Here is a 16482-nt window from a genome sequence, read left to right as displayed (position 1 = left end):
AAGGCACACACATGGACCAGTCCCCCGCTCAGCCGAGCACCCCAGCGCCCCGCAAGCGGTTCCGCGTGCATCACCTGCTCAACGCGAAGGCGGCGGGACGCAAGCTCACCATGCTCACCGCCTACGACTCGATCACCGGGCGGATCTTCGACGCGGCAGAGGTCGACCTGCTGCTCGTCGGTGACTCCGTCGGCGACAACACCCTCGGCCACACCTCGACCATCCCGGTGACGATGGAGGAGATGATCGTCGCCTCCCGCGCCGTCTCCCGTTCGGTGAAGTACGCGATGGTGCTCACCGACCTCCCGTTCGGCGCGTACGAGGCGTCGCCGCAGCACGCGCACGCGAACGCGGTGCGGCTGCTCAAGGAGGGCGGAGCCCACGCGGTGAAGCTCGAGGGCGGAGCGCGGATGGCTCCGCACGTCGAGCTCCTCACGGCCTCGGGAATCCCGGTGTTCGGTCACCTCGGCTTCACGCCGCAGTCCGAGAACCTGCTCGGGGGAAAGCGCGTGCAGGGCCGCGGCGAAGGTGCCGGCGACCGGCTCCTCGCGGACGCGGTCGCGCTCCAGGAGGCCGGCGCCGTCGCTGTCGTCCTCGAGATGGTGCCCGCGCCCGTGGCGGCGAGGGTCACCGAGGCCCTGCGGATCCCGACGATCGGCATCGGAGCCGGCGCCGACGTCGACGGTCAGGTGCTCGTCTGGACCGACATGGCTGGCATGGGTGACTGGTCACCACGGTTCGCCCGGCAGTTCGGCCAGGTGGGCGCTGCGCTGACCACAGCGGCGCAGGACTACGTCGATGCCGTGCGCGGCGGTGCCTTCCCCGGCCCGGAGCACCAGTACGAGAGCTGAGCACAACCCGAGGGATCACTCCCTGCGGGGGCAGCTACCGCTGCTCCTCCTCCTCGTCGGCCGCGTCCCACGTCTCCGTCCGCTGCTCGGCGAGGCTCAGCGCACGCGCTGCCGCCTCGCGCGTGGGGTACGGACCCATCCGGTGGCGCCACGAGGAGGGCTTACCCTCCTCGACCTCACGCGTCTTGGTGTTGAAGTAGAACTCCGCGGGTGCCGTCATGGTCCGCTCCTCGCCTCGCTCCGCGACCCGCTCGGGGTGCACGCCCTGGTGGACGCCTCCGCGCCCCGGTCACCCCCATCATGGCCGACGGAGCTGTCTTCTCGCCGGTCGAAGCCGGCCCCGGGGGGCACGGGAGACGGGAGTCCGTAGACTTCCTCCATGCCAGTCGCGCAGCGCCCCCTGCTCAGTCCCGGGACCGTCAGCCCGACGCTCGCCGTCCCTGCCTCGATCCCGCGTCCCTCGTACGTGGGCCAGCCGGCTCCCATGCCCTACACGGGTCCGGACGTCGTCCCGCCAGAGACGATCGAGAGGATCCGGGACGCCAGCCGCATCGCAGCGCAGGCGCTCGCCGAGGTCGGCCGGCACGTCGCGCCCGGGGTCACGACAGATGCGCTCGACCGGATCGGGCACGAGTTCCTCCTCGACCACGGTGCGTACCCCTCGACCCTCGGGTACCGCGGGTTCCCCAAGTCCTTGTGCACGTCCGTCAACGAGGTCATCTGCCACGGGATCCCTGACTCCCTCGAGCTCGTCGAGGGCGACATCGTCAACGTCGACATCACGGCATTCATCGGCGGCGTGCACGGCGACAACAACGCAACCTTCGGCGTCGGAGAGCTCCCCGAGGAGTCCCGGCTGCTCGTGGAGCGCACACGCGAGGCGCTCGACCGCGCGATCAAGGCGGTGAAACCAGGGCGCGAGGTCAACGTCATCGGCCGCGTCATCGAGAAGTACGCGGACCGGTTCGGGTACGGGACGGTCCGCGACTACACAGGGCACGGCGTCGGGGAGGCCTTCCACTCGGGGCTGATCATCCCCCACTACGACGCCGCGCCCCACTACGCCACGGTGATCGAGCCGGGCATGGTGTTCACGATCGAGCCCATGCTCACGCTCGGCACCCACGAATGGGAGATCTGGGACGACGGCTGGACCGTCGTGACCAAGGACCGGCGGCGCACCGCCCAGTTCGAGCACACCCTCGTCGTCACCGATACCGGAGCGGAGATCCTCACACTGCCATGAACACCACACCCACAGCGGGCGCGAGCCCCACACAGAGCACACTCACAGGCATCGGGTTCGGCATCGACATCGGTGGGAGCGGGATCAAGGGCGCCCCCGTCGACCTGGCCACCGGAGAGTTCGCCGCAGAGCGCGTACGCATCAAGACTCCCGCAGCGTCGACGCCCGCCGCGGTGCAGGCGATCATGCAGGAGCTCGTCGGGTCGTTCGACCTCCCGGACTCGACGCCCGTGGGGGTCGCGTTCCCCGCACCCATCCACCACGGAGTCGTCCCGAGCATCGCGAACCTCGACGCGTCGTGGGCAGGGGTCGACCTCGAGGGCCTGGCCGCGGAGGCCACCGGCCGACGTGTCGTCGCGGCGAACGACGCCGACGCCGCGGGCTTCGGTGAGGCCACGTACGGAGCCGCCCGCGGACAGTCGGGGGTCATCCTCGTCGTCACGCTCGGGACGGGGATCGGCAGCGCCCTCATCGTCGACGGTCACCTGCTGCCCAACACCGAGCTCGGTCACCTCGAGATCGACGGGCACGACGCCGAGTCACGCGCGGCGGACAGCGCCCGCGACCGGGAAGACCTGTCGTGGGAGCAGTGGGCCAAGCGTCTCCAGCGCTACTTCTCCGTGGTCGAGTACCTGTTCTCCCCCGACCTCATCGTCGTCGGTGGTGGCGTGAGCAAGCACCACGAGCAGTTCCTGCCACTCCTCGACCTGCGCGCGCCGATCATCCCCGCGCAGCTCCGCAACGCCGCCGGGATCGTCGGTGCGGCAGCGCTCGCGGCGCAGCAGCGCCAGGGCGTCTAGGCGCCGCACGTCAGACGCCCCGGACCAGTTCTCTGGTCCGGGGCGTCTGCATGGTCGCGCATCCCCACTGCTCCGTAGGGTCGAGCCACGTGCGCGGCTCGTCGCTCAGCTGAGCGCCAGGTCCGCGGGCTCGCGCCGGAGGAAGTCGTCGACGCCGAGCATCGCGAGCACGTCGCTGACGGCCGTCGGCGGGTTGCGCAGGGTGACGTGCAGGCCCTCTTCGTGCCCGATCGTGTAGAACTGCACGAGGAAAGCGATCCCCGTCGAGTCCATGAAGGTCACCCGCGAGGTGTCGATGATGACCGGCAGATTGCGGTCGAGGGCGGTCGCGAGGGCCGCGCTCGCTTCGGGACGCAGAGCGACGTCGATCTCGCCCCACATCTCGACGACGCTCTTCGCCGACTCTTCGTTGAGCCGGATACCACCTGTTGAAGCCTTGATGTCCGTCATGCCACACCACTTTCGCGTCGGTGCCACGAATACTCCGGCTCACGCACGTGCCACATGAGCCCTGACGACACGCTCAACAGACTAGGACGCCGCGTGACTTCTTGGCAAGCGCTTGACCAATATCATACGTAGTTGCGTTTTCATCGAACGGCAGACGGTGAACGAGCGGATGAGTCAGCACGTACGCCGGGTTCTGTGTCCCGCGCACGGTTACCCACGCGCGGGCGACGACCATCCATCTACGACGTGCGTTGCCGCACGCCTCCAGCGGCCTACCCGGATGCTCGGGCGAGCAGCCCTCGAACGCATCCTGTCTGACCTTGCTCCAGGTGGGGTTTACCGAGCCGCACCGGTCACCCGGCACGCTGGTGGTCTCTTACACCACCGTTTCACCCTTACCGGCACCGCGAACGCTGCCGGCGGTCTGTTCTCTGTGGCACTGTCCCGCGGGTCACCCCGGGTGGGTGTTACCCACCACCTCGCTCTGTGGAGCCCGGACGTTCCTCGGCAGGAGGCGGACCTCCCGACGCGGCCGTCTGGCCAACTCATCCGCTCGGGGCAAGCCTACCGGGCGTGGCACTCAGACGGTGACCGTGTAGCCGAGCACGAGCTCGTCGCCACTCATCCCACGGATGCCCCAGTTCGCGCGGTCGCTCTCGATCAGGACGATCTCGAGGTCCTCCACGGCGAGGTCGAGCGCCGGGCACACGCGGTCGTACATCTCGCGTACGAGCGCCCGCTTGGCCTCCGGGCTGCGGCCGGTGAACGCGACGACCTCGACGACGAGGTACGCCGCACCACGCTGCGGGGCGACGAGGTCGTCGTCCTCGAGCCACAGGAACCTCTGGAACCGCTTGTCCGCGGGCATCTGCCACGCGGCGACGAGCGCGTCGTGGAGGAGGTCGGACAGCTCGGCCCGTCGCTGCCCCCAGACCGAGCGTCGGCCGTACACCTTGAGCTGTGCCATGGGCCGAGACTAGCGAGGCCGGTCACCGGTGCGCGAGGTACTAAAATCTTTCGGTGCTCATCCTCCTGCCTCCGTCCGAGGGAAAGACCGCTCCGGAGCAGGGCGAGCCGGTCCAGCTCGACGCCTTCTCCGCACCTGCCCTCAACCGCCACCGGACACGCGTCCTGCGGGCGCTCGCCCGGGCGAGCGCCCGCCGGGATGCTCTCGAGACGCTCGGTGTCGGCGCCAGCCTCGCCCCGGAGGTGGCCCGCAACACCCGGCTCCTCACGGACCCCGCTGCTACCGCCGGATCGGTGTACACGGGCGTGCTCTACGGCGCGGCGGGGCTCGGCGATCTCGACGAGCGTGGGACGGCTCGCGCTGCGGCGTCGGTCGTGACCGTCTCCGCGCTGTGGGGTGCCGTCGCCCCCGCCGACCGGATCCCCGCGTACCGGTTGTCGATGAGCACGGATCTCCCCGGCATCGGGCCGCTCGCTGCGGCATGGCGCCCGCACCTGCACGAGGTGCTGCAGCCCCGGGCCGCCTCCGACGTCGTCGTCGACTGCCGATCGGCCGCCTACACCGCGGCGTGGCGCCCGGCAGCCGGGACGGACTGGGTGACGGTCCGGGTGGTGCGCGAGCTCGACGGGGTCCGGTCCGTCGTCTCCCACAACGCCAAGCACGCACGGGGGGTCCTCACCCGGCACCTCCTCGTCCGCGCAGGCGCACCACCACGGACGAGCGCGGAACTGCTCGAGGCGGCGGGCGAGCTCGTCGGGACGCACGTGCTCGACGTGACGTTGGACACCACGACGGCGGCGAAGAACGGTCGCTCGACACTCGAGCTCGTCGTCATCTGATCCCGCGGAGGATCGCCCCGCGAGCCGTCGCTCTCGCGTCGGCCCTCGGGTCCGGTCAGGCCTCGGAGGGCATCCCGACGACGGTGATCTCGCTCGTCCCGTCGGGCCAGCGCCGGAGGATGCTCATCGATGCCGGTGGGACGCGGAAGCGCTGCCACCTGTCGACCGGCGCACCGGCGGCCATGCCGACGGCCGCCCGGACGACGACGGCGTGGGCCACGACGACGGTCGTCCTGCCCGGTGCGGTGTCGCCCAGCGACCCGAGGCACGCCTCGACGCGTGCGCCGACGTCAGTGATGGACTCACCACCCGGCGCTCGGACCTCGCCCGACTCGTGCCAGCGCCGGAGGTCTCCGGGCCACCGCGACTCGATCTCGGCGCGCGTGAAGCCTTCCCACTCACCGAAGTCGCACTCGGCGAGGCGCGGGTCGGTGCGCACGACCTGGCCAAGACGCCGCCCGACTGCCGCCGCGGTCTCCTGGGTGCGGACCATCGGGGAGGCGACGACGGCGCGGGGCCGCGGCAGGTCCTGCCACAGCTGCCTGCCGACCCGGTTGACGAGATCCGCGACCTTCGCCGCCTGGATGCGTCCGTGGCCTGTGAGCGAGGGGCCGGCAACTCCACCTCCCGAGTACGCGCCCACGAGCGTGTACGGCGTGACCCCGTGCCGGACGAGCACGATGGTCGCTGGCTCAGCGTCGTCGAACCGGAGCGTCGATCCTGACGGCCGGTGCACCCGGGAGCGCGGGTCGCCAGGAGCTCCGGCGTCCTCGGCGGCCCCACCCTGCCCGTCGGGCGTCATGCGGTCGGACGTTCCTTCGTCGACCATCGGCTACGCCTTGTGCTCGGTCTCCTGCGGGCGCACGAGGATGCGGCCGCACTCCTCGCACCGGACGACGTCCTCGGGCTTGGCGGCGCGGATCGCCTGGAGGTCGGTCTGGTTGAGCTCGAGCCGGCACCCCTCGCACCGGCGGCCACGGAGGGCGGCGGCGCCCAGGCCCCCGAGCTGCCCGCGGAGCTTGTCGTAGAGGGCGAGCAGGCCCTCGTCGAGCCCGCGGGCCGCGACCACGCGCTGCGCAGCCACGGACTCGAGCTCCGCGTCGATCTCCCCGAATCCGGCGTCCCGCTCCGCCTCGACCTCACGCTTGGCCTCGAGCACCTTCTCGTTGGCCTCGTCGAGCTTCGCGAGCGTGTCCTGGTGCGCCTCGAGCCGCTCCATGACCTCGAGCTCGATGTCTTCGAGCGCGCTCTGCCGGCGGGCCAGGGACTCCAGCTCGTTCGTGAGCGCCTGGGCGTCCTTGGCGCTCACCCCACCGGACGCGAGGCGCTGCTTGTCGCGGGTGACCCGCACACGCACCTGCTCGACGTCGGACTCGGCCTTGGCGAGCTCGCGACGCAGGTCGTTCACCGCTGTCCGCGACGCGACGAGCGCCGCATGGAGGTCGGCCAGCTGTGCCTCGACCTCAGCGACCCGGGCGAGCGCGGGCAGGGTCGTGCGCTTGTGCGCGAGCTGCTGTGTCCGGGTGTCGAGCGCCTGGACATCGAGCAGTCGGCGCTGGTCCTCGACGGGTGCCGTGGTCACGAGCGGTGTCCTTCCGTAGGGGGTGCGAACAGCGGGGTCTGGGACGACGGGACGCGGAACGTCCAGGGGTCGGAGGACCGGGTGCTCACTGCGACCTCAACCGTAGTGCCGTCGGCGGCGAGGTCCTGCACCAGATCCTCGCTCGCGTAGCGCAACCACGGCCACTCGGACGCGAAGTGCGCCGTGTCGACGAGGAAGGGACGGCCGTCGTCCGCGGACGCGCCGCGGTGCGCCGCCTCGAACGCGGCGCGCTCACGCGCCTCGGACGTGTCGTGGTGCTTGAGGTCGGACGTCACGTAGACGTCGACGCCAGCGTCCCGGGCAGCGCCGATGAGCGAGCCGCCCGAACCACCGAGCACCGCCACCGTCGTCACGGTCGCGTCCGGGTCTCCGGCGGCCCTGACCCCCTGCGCGGTCGCGGGGAGCTCGGCCGCGAGGAGCTCGGCGAGCGCACGGAGCGTCACCGGCTCGGGGAGGCGTCCGACCCGACCGAGCCCGGTCGCGACCTCGCGCCCGGCGAGCTCGAGGACGTCGTAGGCGGGCTCCTCATAGGGGTGCGCCGCGATCATCGCTGCCACGACCTCGCGCCGGACCCCGCGCGGCGCGACCATCTCGATGCGGGTCTCCGTGACCTGCTCGGCCTCGCCCGGGCTGCCGATCGTCGGGTTGGCGTCGCGCGACGGGACGAAGGTGCCGGTGCCCGTCGTGGTCCACGCTGCCCGGGAGTACTCGCCGATCCCGCCCGCACCCGCGTCGGCCATGGCATCGATGATCGCGTCGGCGCCGTCGCTGGGCACCATGACGACGTGCTTGTCGAGCGGCAGGTCGGCCGCGGGGACGAGCGGGCGACGGTCGACGAGCCCGAGGAGGTCCGCGAGCGCGTCCGCGACGCCGCGCTCTGCGGAGTCGGCGTTGGTGTGCGCGGTGTAGAGACCGCAACCCGCTGCGAGAAGCCGTGTGACGACCGCTCCCTTGGCCGTGGTCGCGGCGACGGAGTGCACCGCGTCGAGGAGCAGGGGGTGGTGGGTGACGACGAGGTCGGCACCCCACGCGAGCGCCTCGTCGACGACGTCGAGGACCGGGTCGACCGCGAAGAGGACCTTGCGGACCGGTGCGGCCGGGTCGCCCGCGACGAGCCCGACGGCGTCCCAGCCCTCCGCGGTGCGTGGTGGGTAGCGCGCGTCGAGGTGTCGGACGACGGCGGCCAGGGTGGGTTCAGAAGTCACTCCCGCAGGCTAGCGGAGGAAGTCCGGGAGGATACGGGTCCGGGGCTCCAGGTCGTCGTGGTGCGCCTCATGGGTGGCTCCGTCTCTGTCAGCGCGCGGGGTACCGGGACGGCGCCACGAGCTCGTCCTTCTGGACCCCGACCAGTGCGGGCACCGTCCCTGTTCCGGGTGCGACGACACCGTCCCGGGCCGTCACCAGGGCCACCGGGCGCGCCGCCGAGCGGATGAGGTCGACCGGCGAAGGAACATCGAAGAGCGCGCCACCCACGACTCCCCCGACCTCGAGCCCCGGGGCGGGTCCTGTGAGGAGGGACCGCGGGACGCGGCTGATCGCGTCGAGCAGCGCGAGCTGGTGGTCCGACGTGCTCATGTAGTTCGTGAGCGACGCGAGCCACCCGGCGTGGGTCAGCGAGGGCATCGAGACCGGGGTGAAGGCGTTCTCGTGGTTGTTGCTCGCCAGAGCGACCGGCACCCCAGCGTCGAGAAGCTCGGCGATGCGGGTCACGCCCCGGGTCGGTGCGACGTCCTGGTGCCGTCCGCTGAGGAAGAGATCGGTGGTGGGGATGGCGACGACGGCGATACCCGCACCACGCACGGCGGCCACGAGCTCGCGCACCTGCCGGGGCCCGAGCGCGGTGAGCGTCGTGAGGTGGCCCACCACGACGCGACCTTGCAGGCCCGCTGCCTCGATGCGCGGGATCACCTGGTCGAGGAGCAGGTCCTCGGGACGGTCGCTCAGGTCAAGGTGCAGGTCGACCGGCGCGTCCCACGCGCGTGCGAGGTCGATGAGGTCGTCGAGGTGCCGCAACGGGTCCGGGTCGGCGTAGGGGCACCCGGCCACCACCCGGCACCCGTCAGCCATGGCCCGGTCCATGCTTCGCAGCGTCCGGCTGTCGCGCGTGGTCCCGTGCTGCGCGAACGCCGTGAGCTCGAGCGAGATCTCCGGGTGGCGCTCGGCGAGGTCGAGGTGGAGGGCGACGATCGCGGGGTCCGTGGCCTCGCTGATCTCGACGTGACCGCGCGCTGCCACGGTGCCACCGCTGACCATCATCCGGAGCACGCGATCGGCGTTGCGCTCGATGGTCGCCAGGTCGAGCGAGCTGCGCAGGAGCGCCGTGCGCTCGATCGCCTGCTCGAGACTGTCCGCGCTCCCGTACGCACGCTCGAGGGAGGTCAGCTGAAAAGCCTTGTCGAGGTGGACGTGGATGTCGACGAACCCCGGAACGAGGAGGAGGCCCTTCCCGTCGACGGTGGTCGGCGTCGGCGACGGCGACGGCGACGGCGACGGCGACGGCGACGGCGACGGAACACCGTCGCCAGCGAGCGCGAGGGACGTCATGCGTCCGTCGCTGACCACGACGTCCCACAGGCCGCCGCGGTCCAGGAGTCGGACGGAGGAAAGCGTGAACGAGGCAGCCATCACGGATGGACCCCGTGCGCCCCGGAGGTCGCAGTCTTGGCGTGAGTGTTCATGCGGCGTGACGCTTCCACCCCGGAGTGTCCGGCGCGTTACGCGCCGATCACACGTGGAGGCCCGTGCTGAGGTCCGGAGATCGGGGGCATCAACGACCCGGCGGGTCACTCACTGCGGTCTGGTCGGACCTACGTCGTGCCTGACGGAACTACGTCGTGCGTGACCGTACGACCTTCGCGATCGCCGCAGGGTCCGTCTCGACGCCCCGACTCCTGAGCTCCTCCATGACAGCCGCGATCTGCTCGGCCTCGCTCTTCGTCGTGTCGATCGGGACCTGCGCGAAGGTCGTCTTCTCGTCCTGGGGATTGCCCACTGGTGTCTCCTTGCGTCGAGCGTCTGTGGCCGTCATCTCACGGTAGCGCGGTCGACTCGCTCGGTCGTCGCGGATGCCCGCGCGAGCTCGGTCACGAGCGTGTCCGCGAGCGCGGTGATGTGAATCAGGTACGTTCGCTGAGCTGGCCGACCTGTCGGTAATGCCGCACACGGGTCGGCTCGCGGACGCGTGTCGAGAAGGGCAGGAAGTAGACCCCGGTGCTGCGCCAGCACGACACATCGATGGCGGGAGCCCGCTGTGGTCCTGTCAGGCGCGCTTCGACCGCATCGCCTTGAGCTGCTTCACTGCGGGGTCGGCGGAAAGGGCCCGGTACTCGGCTGAGCCGAGGGGCACGAGGGCGACCCGGCCGTCGCCGTCGTGATGGATGCCCCAGCCGTACCGCTTCCCCAGAGGTGAGGAGCGCAGGCATGCACGGTCTCGAGCGAAGAACTCCTCTCGCGCCGCCGGCCGAGCCTCGGCCGGGATGGAGTGCCGGGTCGCATGCACCTCGAACAGCACATCGTCGCTGGTGAGTTCATAAGGACGCTCCAAGACGAGCGCACACTGCAGAGCCGCCACCGTCGGAGCCCTGTCGCCGACCGGTGGCCGTTCGGCCGCCTCGACCGGGCAGTCGTCTGCGACCTGGATGAACGTGCCGGTGTAGTTCGTGCTTCCCATACGCCCATCCTCGCCCGATCGAGAGGGACGCGATAGGAGAAAACCGGCAGCGAGACGGGCACGGTTGAGAGAATGCGAGACATGACCATCGCGCGTGAGGATCGGGCGCGCCCGATCTCCGTCTCAGAGCGATCCGGCGTGCTCTACCCTCACCGTCTCGCACGGTATGCAGCGGGCTGGATCGCACCCGACCCTGCCGTTTCAACGGTGGTCGATCACTACTGGCACGTCTCGTGGGCACTGGATGACGGCGAACGCCTGGATCAACCGATCATCGACCTGCCCGCGGTGAACGTCACGATCGAGGAGGGCGACGTGCCCGCCCCGCTCGTGGTCACCGGGGTGCACGCTCGTGCCTGGCAGCGCGTCATTCACGGCACGGGACGTGTGTTCGCGGTTCGCCTGCGACCAGCGGGGTTGGCGGTGCTCAGCGACCTCGCCCCTGCGGGGGTCGCCGATGCCACGGTGCCACTCACCATGAAGCTCGACCCGCGCCTGCACACACTCATGAGCGCGATTGCGGTCTCCCCCGATCCTGCCGCACGTGCACGGGTTGCTGACCGTGCCATCGGACAGATGCTCCTGGAGCGTCCGCCGACGCCGACGGGATTGCTCGCCAACGACGTGATGGCCGAGTTGCGCGAGCGCATCCACACCAGAACCGGCCCCGCCCTCGCGGAGCGCTTCCCACAGAGCGAGCGGACGATCCAACGTGCCTGCATGGACACGCTGGGACACGGCCCGAAGTGGCTGAGCCGCCGCATCCGCCTCCAAGAGGTCGCCCGAGCGCTGACTCTCCGACCCCATGAGGAGCTCGCGATCATCGCGGCGCGCCTGGGCTACACCGATCAGTCTCACCTCACCCGCGATTTTCGCACCGCAACAGGCATCACCCCCGATGCGTACCGGCGAGCCTCCGAGCGCTTGGCCGTCTGATCCGCAGTTCCCCGCCGAGCCGGACGCGAGTCAGCCGAGCATGCGCTCAGCGGGGAGCAGGGACGTCCCGCTCGGCGTCGAGGAGCCACCAGTCGCCGAGCCGGGCCAGGGCAGCGCGTTCGGCGAGGTCACGGTCGAGGAGGCCGCGTCGGCACAGAGCATCCAGGATCTCGCGCCGCTCGCCGAGGAGCGCCTCCTGCTCGGCCACGGGCAGCGACCGCAGGCGTTCGCCGAGCGCGGCCCGTCTCACGTCGCGCACCGTGCGGTCCCTGGAACCGACCAGCCGCGCGACCAGGGCGACGGTACCGATGATGCCGGTGGCGACGATGGGCACCGCGAGCGACGACAACGCCCCCGGCTCGGGTCGCGCGCTGTGCCACCACGCCGCGCCCGCCGCTGCAGCCATCGCGAGGCACGCCGCTGCGAGTCCGTTCCCGTCCCTGGGACGGCCGAGGCGCCACCAATCCGCGAGCGCCCACGCCTGACCGACCGCAGCGACCCAGAAGCAGATCGCAGCGACCGATCGAGCCAGGTCCGGGCTCATCGTGTCTGTGCCCGAGAACACGTCGGCCCCTGAGCCGCCCAAGGGCGCCAGCACGCCCCCGAGGGGCGCGACCAGGGCGATCCCTCTCGCGAGGGTCGCGAACCCTGCGAGCGAGGTGCTCGTGCGCAGCGACGGTGTCGTGAGCGCCTGCTGCCACTCGAGCGACCCCAGCCGCACGCCGCCCGGGAACTCGTCCTCGCGTGCCTGCCGCACTGCGCGGTTCCGCATCTTCATCCTCGCCCACCGCTCTGTTCCGAACCCCGTTGGCATCGGACTCCTCTCGCGGCGGGAAGAGAGGGCATCGTCACCGCTGGGACGCCACGCCCATGCTATCGCCGATGGCAACACCTCACCGGACGCGAAGCGCCCGCACCTCCCCTCGTGAAAGAGGGCACCAGTCCTCGGCCGCCGCCCTATCCGTCTATGGCCTCGCGAAAGGGTCGTGCGTCATTCTGAGCTTGGCCCTTGACCTTGATCCTGCATCAACCCTGCACCCTGGGTTTCAGGAGACCTCGCACAGGTCGGGACGCTCCGTGAGAGGAGGCGGATGATGTCGGGCTTCATCGAGAAGGTCGTCGGCGACATCGGCGACAAGAAGCGGTGGCGGGAGTACAAGCGGCACGCGAAGGCGCTGCCTGCCGGCGACGCGGACGCGGTCGCGGCGTTGAAGCGGTACCTGATGTACCGCGGGGCGATCACGAGAACGAAATACGCCGAGGGCGAGTGGATCGACAACGAGCGCAAGCGTCTGGTCGATGCGATGGCCCGTGCCGAGGCCGAGAGCGGGAGCGGGCGTTCATGACCGCGGGATCAACGATCGCTCCGGCGATCCAGGTGCAGGGTCTGGAGAAGTCGTACGGGAAGCTCTCGGTGCTGCGCGGGGTGGACTTCAAGGTCGCGTCGGGGAGCATCTTCGCCCTGCTCGGCTCGAACGGTGCGGGCAAGACGACGGCGGTGCGCATCCTGTCCACGCTGTTGAGGGCAGACGCGGGAGCCGCCAGCATCAACGGCTTCGACGTCTCCTCACAGCCGGCACAGGTGCGGGAGTCCATCAGCCTGACGGGGCAGTTCGCCGCCGTCGACGAGATCCTGACGGGTCGGGAGAACCTGATCCTCGTCGCCAAGCTCCGCCATCTGAAAGACCCCGGCGCGATCGCGGACGGTCTGCTCGATCGGTTTGCGCTGACCGACGCCGGCAACCGGAAGGTCGGCGAGTACTCCGGCGGCATGCGCAGGCGGCTGGACATCGCGATGAGCCTGATCGGGAACCCGCCGGTGGTGTTCCTGGACGAGCCGACCACCGGCCTGGACCCGGAGCGGCGCATCGAGGTGTGGAGGGCCGTCGAGAAGCTCGCAGCGGGTGGGACGACGGTGTTGCTGACCACGCAGTATCTGGACGAGGCAGAGGAGTTGGCCGACCAGATCGCGATCCTGCACAAGGGCCGGATCATCGTCAACGGCACGCTGGACGAGCTGAAGAAGCTGCTGCCGCCGGCGAAGGTCGAGTACGTCGAGAAGCAGCCGTCCCTCGAAGACGTCTACCTCGCCCTGGTGGGCGAGGACAGCGACGCCGCCGGCGTGAACGGTGGCGCGGGCGAGAAGGGAACATCATGACCACCCACTTCTTTGGTGACACCGCCACCCTCACCGGGCGGTCGATGAAGCATGTCCTGCGCAGCCCGGACACGATCATCACGACCGCGGTCATGCCGATCGCGATCATGCTGCTGTTCGTCTACGTGCTCGGCGGCGCCGTCACCACCGGGCAGGACACCGGCTCGGGCGAGTACATCGACTACGTACTGCCGGGTGTTCTGCTGATCACGGTCGCGATGGGCATCTCCTACACCGCGTATCGACTCTTCATCGACATGCAGGGCGGTATCTTCGACCGCTTCCACTCGATGCCCATCGCCCGGTCGTCCGCTCTGTGGGCGCATGTGCTGACCTCGCTCGTGGCCAACGTCATCTCCGTCGTGCTCGTGACGGGAGTCGCGCTCCTCATGGGCTTCCGCACGGGTACCGGAGTGCTGGGGTGGCTTGCGGTCGCGGGCATCGTGGTCCTGTTCATCTTCGCTTTGACCTGGGTAGCGGTGCTGTCGGGGCTGTCGACGAAGTCGGTGGATGGGGCGAGCGCGGTGCTGCAGCCGCTGATCTTCCTGCCGTTCATCAGCTCCGCGTTCGTGCCCACCGGGTCGATGCCGGGACCGGTGCGGTGGTTCGCCGAGCACCAGCCGGCGACCTCCATCGTGAACACGATCCGCGACCTGTTCGCCCAGCAGCCCGTCAGCGGGGAGATCTGGGTCGCACTGGCATGGTGCGTCGGCATCTCCGTCGCCGCCTACGTCGCCGCGATGCTCGTCTACCGGCGGAAGATCGCCTGAAGCAGGGTGGATGTCATGCTCACCATCAGCCAACTCGCCGCCTACGCCGGGGTGACGGTGGCGGCCGTCCGGCACTATCACAGGATCGGTCTGCTGCCCGAGCCCGGCCGTGACCGCTCCGGGTATCGCAGCTATGACGCCGCTGCGGTCGTGCGACTGATCCGTATCCACATCCTCGCCAGCGCTGGCGTGCCACTGGCGCAGGTAGAAGACCTCCTGGGCGCCGATCCGGAGGAGTTCGCCGATGGGGTTCGGCAGATCGACAAGCGGCTGCGAGCCGAGGTCCGGCTGGTTCAGGAGACCCGCAAGAGGCTCGCCCAGCTCGCCGCCGGTGAACAGCTGGCACTCCCGGCGAGCGTTGTCGGGTACCTCGACCGGCTCCGTGGTCTCGGCATCGAGGAGCGATTGATCGAGCGGGAACGGGATGCCTGGATCATGGTCGCAGCCCAGATCCCGGAACAGATCGACGCGGTCATCGCACAGAAGCACGCCGACCTGGACGACCCGGACATGGTGCGGCTGTACACCCTGCTCAGCGGAGCGCTTGACTGGACGGTGGACGATCCTCGCGTGGTCGAGGCCGCCGACATCCTGGACCGCATCACCACCCGCGCGGTCGAATCCGGCGACGTGCGAGAGGACGGGTTCGACGACACCTTCGTCGACCTGCTGGACGCCACGATGGCCGAGTCCGCCCCCGCCGCCAAACGACTGCTCGCCCTCCTGGAAGAGCGCGGCTGGAAGGGCTGGACCCGCTTCGAGCGCATGCCCGGCGAGACCGGTGATGCCGTTGGTGTGAACAACGATCTTCTGGTGGGCCCGGAGGGACTCGAACCCCCGACATCCACGGTGTAAACGTGGCGCTCTAACCAACTGAGCTACAGGCCCCGGTGAACGGGCGGACACAGCCTACCCGGTGCGGCATGCGTAGCCGCGTGTCCGGCCGGGTTCCGCACCTGGCCGTGACGATTCTCAGAGCGCCGCGAGCGCGCCCCGGTACGCGTCCAGCTCACGGCGTTGGCCGCGCCCGTTGACCACGGACCAGCGCACGATCCCCTCGGCGTCGAGCAGGAAGCTCCCCCGCACCGCGAGCCCCAGGGTCTCGTCGAACACTCCGTACCGCCGGGCGACGTCACCGTGCGGCCAGAAGTCCGAGAGCAGGTCGAACCCGAAGTCCTCCTGGGCGGCCCAGGCCTTGAGCGAGAAGACCGGGTCGCAAGAGATGGCGAGGAGTCGCACGCCCCGGGTCTGGAACTCCGCGATGCTGTCCCGCAGCTCGCACAGCTCGTTCGTGCAGATGCCGGAGAAGGCGAACGGGAAGAAGACGATGAGCACGCGCTCACCCCGCAGGTCCGCCAGGCGCACGGGAGTGCCGTGCGTGTCCTGCAGGGCGAAGTCCGGCGCGGCCGTGCCGACCTCGGGGGCGCGTGCGGCGGCAGCGGTCACTTGCCGCGGCCGCGCGTCCCGAGCTTCGTCGCGGACCAGTCCTGGGCGATCGAGAAGGTGCTCGTCGCGTGCAGGCCGGCGGTCGTCGCGGCCTCCTGGATGTCACTGTGCCCCACGTGGCCGTCCCGGCCGGGCTTGCGCGTGAAGATCCAGATGAGGCCGCCGTCGTCGAGGACCGTCTGCACGTCGACGAGGGTGTCCGTGAGGTCACCGTCATCCTCGCGCCACCAGACCACCACACCGTCCGTGACGTCGTCGTAGTCCTCGTCGACGAGCTCGGTACCGGTGATCTCCTCGATCGCCTCCCGGAGGTCCTGGTCGGCGTCGTCGGCCCAGCCGAACTCCTGGACGACGAACCCGGAGGCGAAACCTAGGCGGTCCGCATCCTGGGGCTCAGTGGTCGCTACCACGGTGATGGTCTTCCCTTCCCGTCGGGGTCACCGCACGCAGGACGCGGCGGATCGATCAATGGTGGCAAACGTAGCCCACCCAGCGCCACGTCGGGGCGAAAACGGGCGCCAGGGGCGTCGTGTCCGGGCTCCCGGCGCGGCTGGCTCGCCGTCGCGGACCCGTCCCTGGCACGTCAGGATCGGCCCCATCACTGGGATGTCACGAATGTCACGTGCCCGGGTCAGTGGACAGAGTGGCTTTACCCTCGCTAGACCCACGAGAATGTGTGGAACTACCGAGAGACAGGCCACCGCTCGACGCTGCGCGCAGCGCCCGGACGACTGGTCGGGCTGCCG

General features: G+C 70.1%; 21 protein-coding genes, 1 tRNA gene and 1 other RNA gene. 9 read left to right on the top strand and 14 right to left on the bottom strand.

Features of this window, described 5'->3' with window-relative positions; genetic code table 11:
• The first annotated feature begins 11 nt into the window (after nt 1–11).
• The gene (gene panB, locus AC54T1_RS05965; protein ID WP_496911373.1) at nt 12–851 is read left to right on the top strand and encodes a 3-methyl-2-oxobutanoate hydroxymethyltransferase; all 840 of its coding nucleotides are present in this window, start codon (nt 12–14) and stop codon (nt 849–851) included.
• Nucleotides 852–885: 34 nt separating this feature from the next.
• Here panB and AC54T1_RS05960 read toward each other — a convergent pair whose 3' ends face one another.
• Nucleotides 886–1071, bottom strand: coding sequence for an SPOR domain-containing protein (locus tag AC54T1_RS05960; protein ID WP_484344712.1), 186 nt, complete (start codon nt 1069–1071; stop codon nt 886–888).
• A gap of 159 nt (nt 1072–1230) precedes the next feature.
• On the opposite strand from AC54T1_RS05960, the gene map reads away from it, so the two are divergent.
• Entirely contained in the window at nt 1231–2097 is an 867-nt protein-coding gene (map, locus tag AC54T1_RS05955) for a type I methionyl aminopeptidase (RefSeq protein ID WP_496911372.1), read from the top strand.
• A complete protein-coding gene (ppgK, locus tag AC54T1_RS05950; RefSeq protein ID WP_496911371.1) occupies nt 2094–2897 on the top strand; it encodes a polyphosphate--glucose phosphotransferase in 804 nt (267 codons plus the stop codon). Before map ends, ppgK begins: the two co-directional genes overlap by 4 nt.
• A 105-nt stretch (nt 2898–3002) precedes the next feature.
• Here the strand turns inward: ppgK and AC54T1_RS05945 are convergent, their stop codons facing one another.
• The 3 genes from AC54T1_RS05945 to AC54T1_RS05935 all read right to left on the bottom strand — a co-directional run bounded on the left by AC54T1_RS05945 (nt 3003) and on the right by AC54T1_RS05935 (nt 4314).
• On the bottom strand, nt 3003–3347 hold the full coding sequence (locus AC54T1_RS05945) for an STAS domain-containing protein (protein WP_484344715.1): 345 nt from the start codon (nt 3345–3347) through the stop codon (nt 3003–3005).
• Nucleotides 3348–3513: 166 nt separating this feature from the next.
• Nucleotides 3514–3895: RNase P RNA component class A (rnpB, locus tag AC54T1_RS05940), an RNA gene on the bottom strand.
• 32 nt (nt 3896–3927) lie between these two features.
• Nucleotides 3928–4314 (bottom strand): tautomerase family protein, encoded by a 387-nt coding sequence (locus tag AC54T1_RS05935; RefSeq protein ID WP_496911370.1) that lies wholly within the window; start codon nt 4312–4314, stop codon nt 3928–3930.
• A gap of 53 nt (nt 4315–4367) precedes the next feature.
• On the opposite strand from AC54T1_RS05935, the gene AC54T1_RS05930 reads away from it, so the two are divergent.
• Nucleotides 4368–5153 carry a YaaA family protein gene (locus tag AC54T1_RS05930; protein ID WP_496911369.1) on the top strand — a complete coding sequence of 262 codons (786 nt, stop codon included), beginning with the start codon at nt 4368–4370 and terminating at the stop codon, nt 5151–5153.
• 55 nt (nt 5154–5208) lie between these two features.
• Here the strand turns inward: AC54T1_RS05930 and AC54T1_RS05925 are convergent, their stop codons facing one another.
• From AC54T1_RS05925 to AC54T1_RS05900, 6 genes are all read right to left on the bottom strand, one after another.
• On the bottom strand, nt 5209–5982 hold the full coding sequence (locus AC54T1_RS05925; RefSeq protein ID WP_496911368.1) for a histidine phosphatase family protein: 774 nt from the start codon (nt 5980–5982) through the stop codon (nt 5209–5211).
• A gap of 3 nt (nt 5983–5985) precedes the next feature.
• Nucleotides 5986–6735 carry a zinc ribbon domain-containing protein gene (locus tag AC54T1_RS05920; RefSeq protein ID WP_484344719.1) on the bottom strand — a complete coding sequence of 250 codons (750 nt, stop codon included), beginning with the start codon at nt 6733–6735 and terminating at the stop codon, nt 5986–5988.
• Nucleotides 6732–7961: a Nif3-like dinuclear metal center hexameric protein gene (locus AC54T1_RS05915; RefSeq protein WP_484344720.1), complete on the bottom strand. Its 1230-nt coding sequence runs from the start codon at nt 7959–7961 to the stop codon at nt 6732–6734. The genes AC54T1_RS05920 and AC54T1_RS05915 overlap by 4 nt, the downstream gene beginning before the upstream one ends.
• 88 nt (nt 7962–8049) lie before the next feature.
• Entirely contained in the window at nt 8050–9381 is a 1332-nt protein-coding gene (locus AC54T1_RS05910) for an amidohydrolase family protein (RefSeq protein ID WP_496911367.1), read from the bottom strand.
• A 202-nt stretch (nt 9382–9583) separates the two neighbouring features.
• Complete coding sequence (locus AC54T1_RS05905; protein WP_484344722.1) at nt 9584–9748, bottom strand: hypothetical protein; 165 nt, start codon at nt 9746–9748, stop codon at nt 9584–9586.
• Between the two features lie 267 nt (nt 9749–10015).
• Entirely contained in the window at nt 10016–10426 is a 411-nt protein-coding gene (locus tag AC54T1_RS05900; protein WP_496911366.1) for a DUF6157 family protein, read from the bottom strand.
• An 81-nt stretch (nt 10427–10507) separates the two neighbouring features.
• On the opposite strand from AC54T1_RS05900, the gene AC54T1_RS05895 reads away from it, so the two are divergent.
• On the top strand, nt 10508–11362 hold the full coding sequence (locus AC54T1_RS05895; RefSeq protein ID WP_496911365.1) for a helix-turn-helix domain-containing protein: 855 nt from the start codon (nt 10508–10510) through the stop codon (nt 11360–11362).
• 46 nt (nt 11363–11408) lie between these two features.
• On the opposite strand, the gene AC54T1_RS05890 is transcribed toward AC54T1_RS05895, so the two are convergent.
• Complete coding sequence (locus tag AC54T1_RS05890; RefSeq protein ID WP_496911364.1) at nt 11409–12134, bottom strand: hypothetical protein; 726 nt, start codon at nt 12132–12134, stop codon at nt 11409–11411.
• Nucleotides 12135–12456: 322 nt separating this feature from the next.
• Between AC54T1_RS05890 and AC54T1_RS05885 the strand changes: the two genes are divergently transcribed.
• Genes AC54T1_RS05885 through AC54T1_RS05870 form a run of 4 tightly spaced genes read left to right on the top strand, consistent with a single transcriptional unit; the run spans nt 12457 to nt 15145 of the window.
• On the top strand, nt 12457–12708 hold the full coding sequence (locus AC54T1_RS05885; protein WP_496911363.1) for a hypothetical protein: 252 nt from the start codon (nt 12457–12459) through the stop codon (nt 12706–12708).
• Entirely contained in the window at nt 12705–13520 is an 816-nt protein-coding gene (locus AC54T1_RS05880) for an ABC transporter ATP-binding protein (RefSeq protein ID WP_496911362.1), read from the top strand. Before AC54T1_RS05885 ends, AC54T1_RS05880 begins: the two co-directional genes overlap by 4 nt.
• Nucleotides 13517–14290: an ABC transporter permease gene (locus AC54T1_RS05875; protein ID WP_496911361.1), complete on the top strand. Its 774-nt coding sequence runs from the start codon at nt 13517–13519 to the stop codon at nt 14288–14290. Before AC54T1_RS05880 ends, AC54T1_RS05875 begins: the two co-directional genes overlap by 4 nt.
• A gap of 15 nt (nt 14291–14305) precedes the next feature.
• Nucleotides 14306–15145, top strand: coding sequence for a MerR family DNA-binding transcriptional regulator (locus AC54T1_RS05870; RefSeq protein ID WP_484344916.1), 840 nt, complete (start codon nt 14306–14308; stop codon nt 15143–15145).
• Here AC54T1_RS05870 and AC54T1_RS05865 read toward each other — a convergent pair.
• From AC54T1_RS05865 to AC54T1_RS05855, 3 genes are all read right to left on the bottom strand, one after another.
• Nucleotides 15102–15178 (bottom strand) — tRNA-Val (locus AC54T1_RS05865). The genes AC54T1_RS05870 and AC54T1_RS05865 overlap by 44 nt on opposite strands.
• An 84-nt stretch (nt 15179–15262) precedes the next feature.
• Nucleotides 15263–15736 carry a peroxiredoxin gene (locus AC54T1_RS05860; RefSeq protein ID WP_496911360.1) on the bottom strand — a complete coding sequence of 158 codons (474 nt, stop codon included), beginning with the start codon at nt 15734–15736 and terminating at the stop codon, nt 15263–15265.
• Nucleotides 15733–16146 carry a DUF3052 domain-containing protein gene (locus tag AC54T1_RS05855; protein ID WP_484344730.1) on the bottom strand — a complete coding sequence of 138 codons (414 nt, stop codon included), beginning with the start codon at nt 16144–16146 and terminating at the stop codon, nt 15733–15735. Before AC54T1_RS05855 ends, AC54T1_RS05860 begins: the two co-directional genes overlap by 4 nt.
• Nucleotides 16147–16482: the final 336 nt, after the last annotated feature.

The sequence above is a fragment of the Sanguibacter sp. Z41_6 genome, from assembly GCF_059621145.1.
The sequence above is the reverse complement of the archived record's forward strand: the minus strand, read 5'-3'. Positions and strand labels throughout refer to the sequence as shown.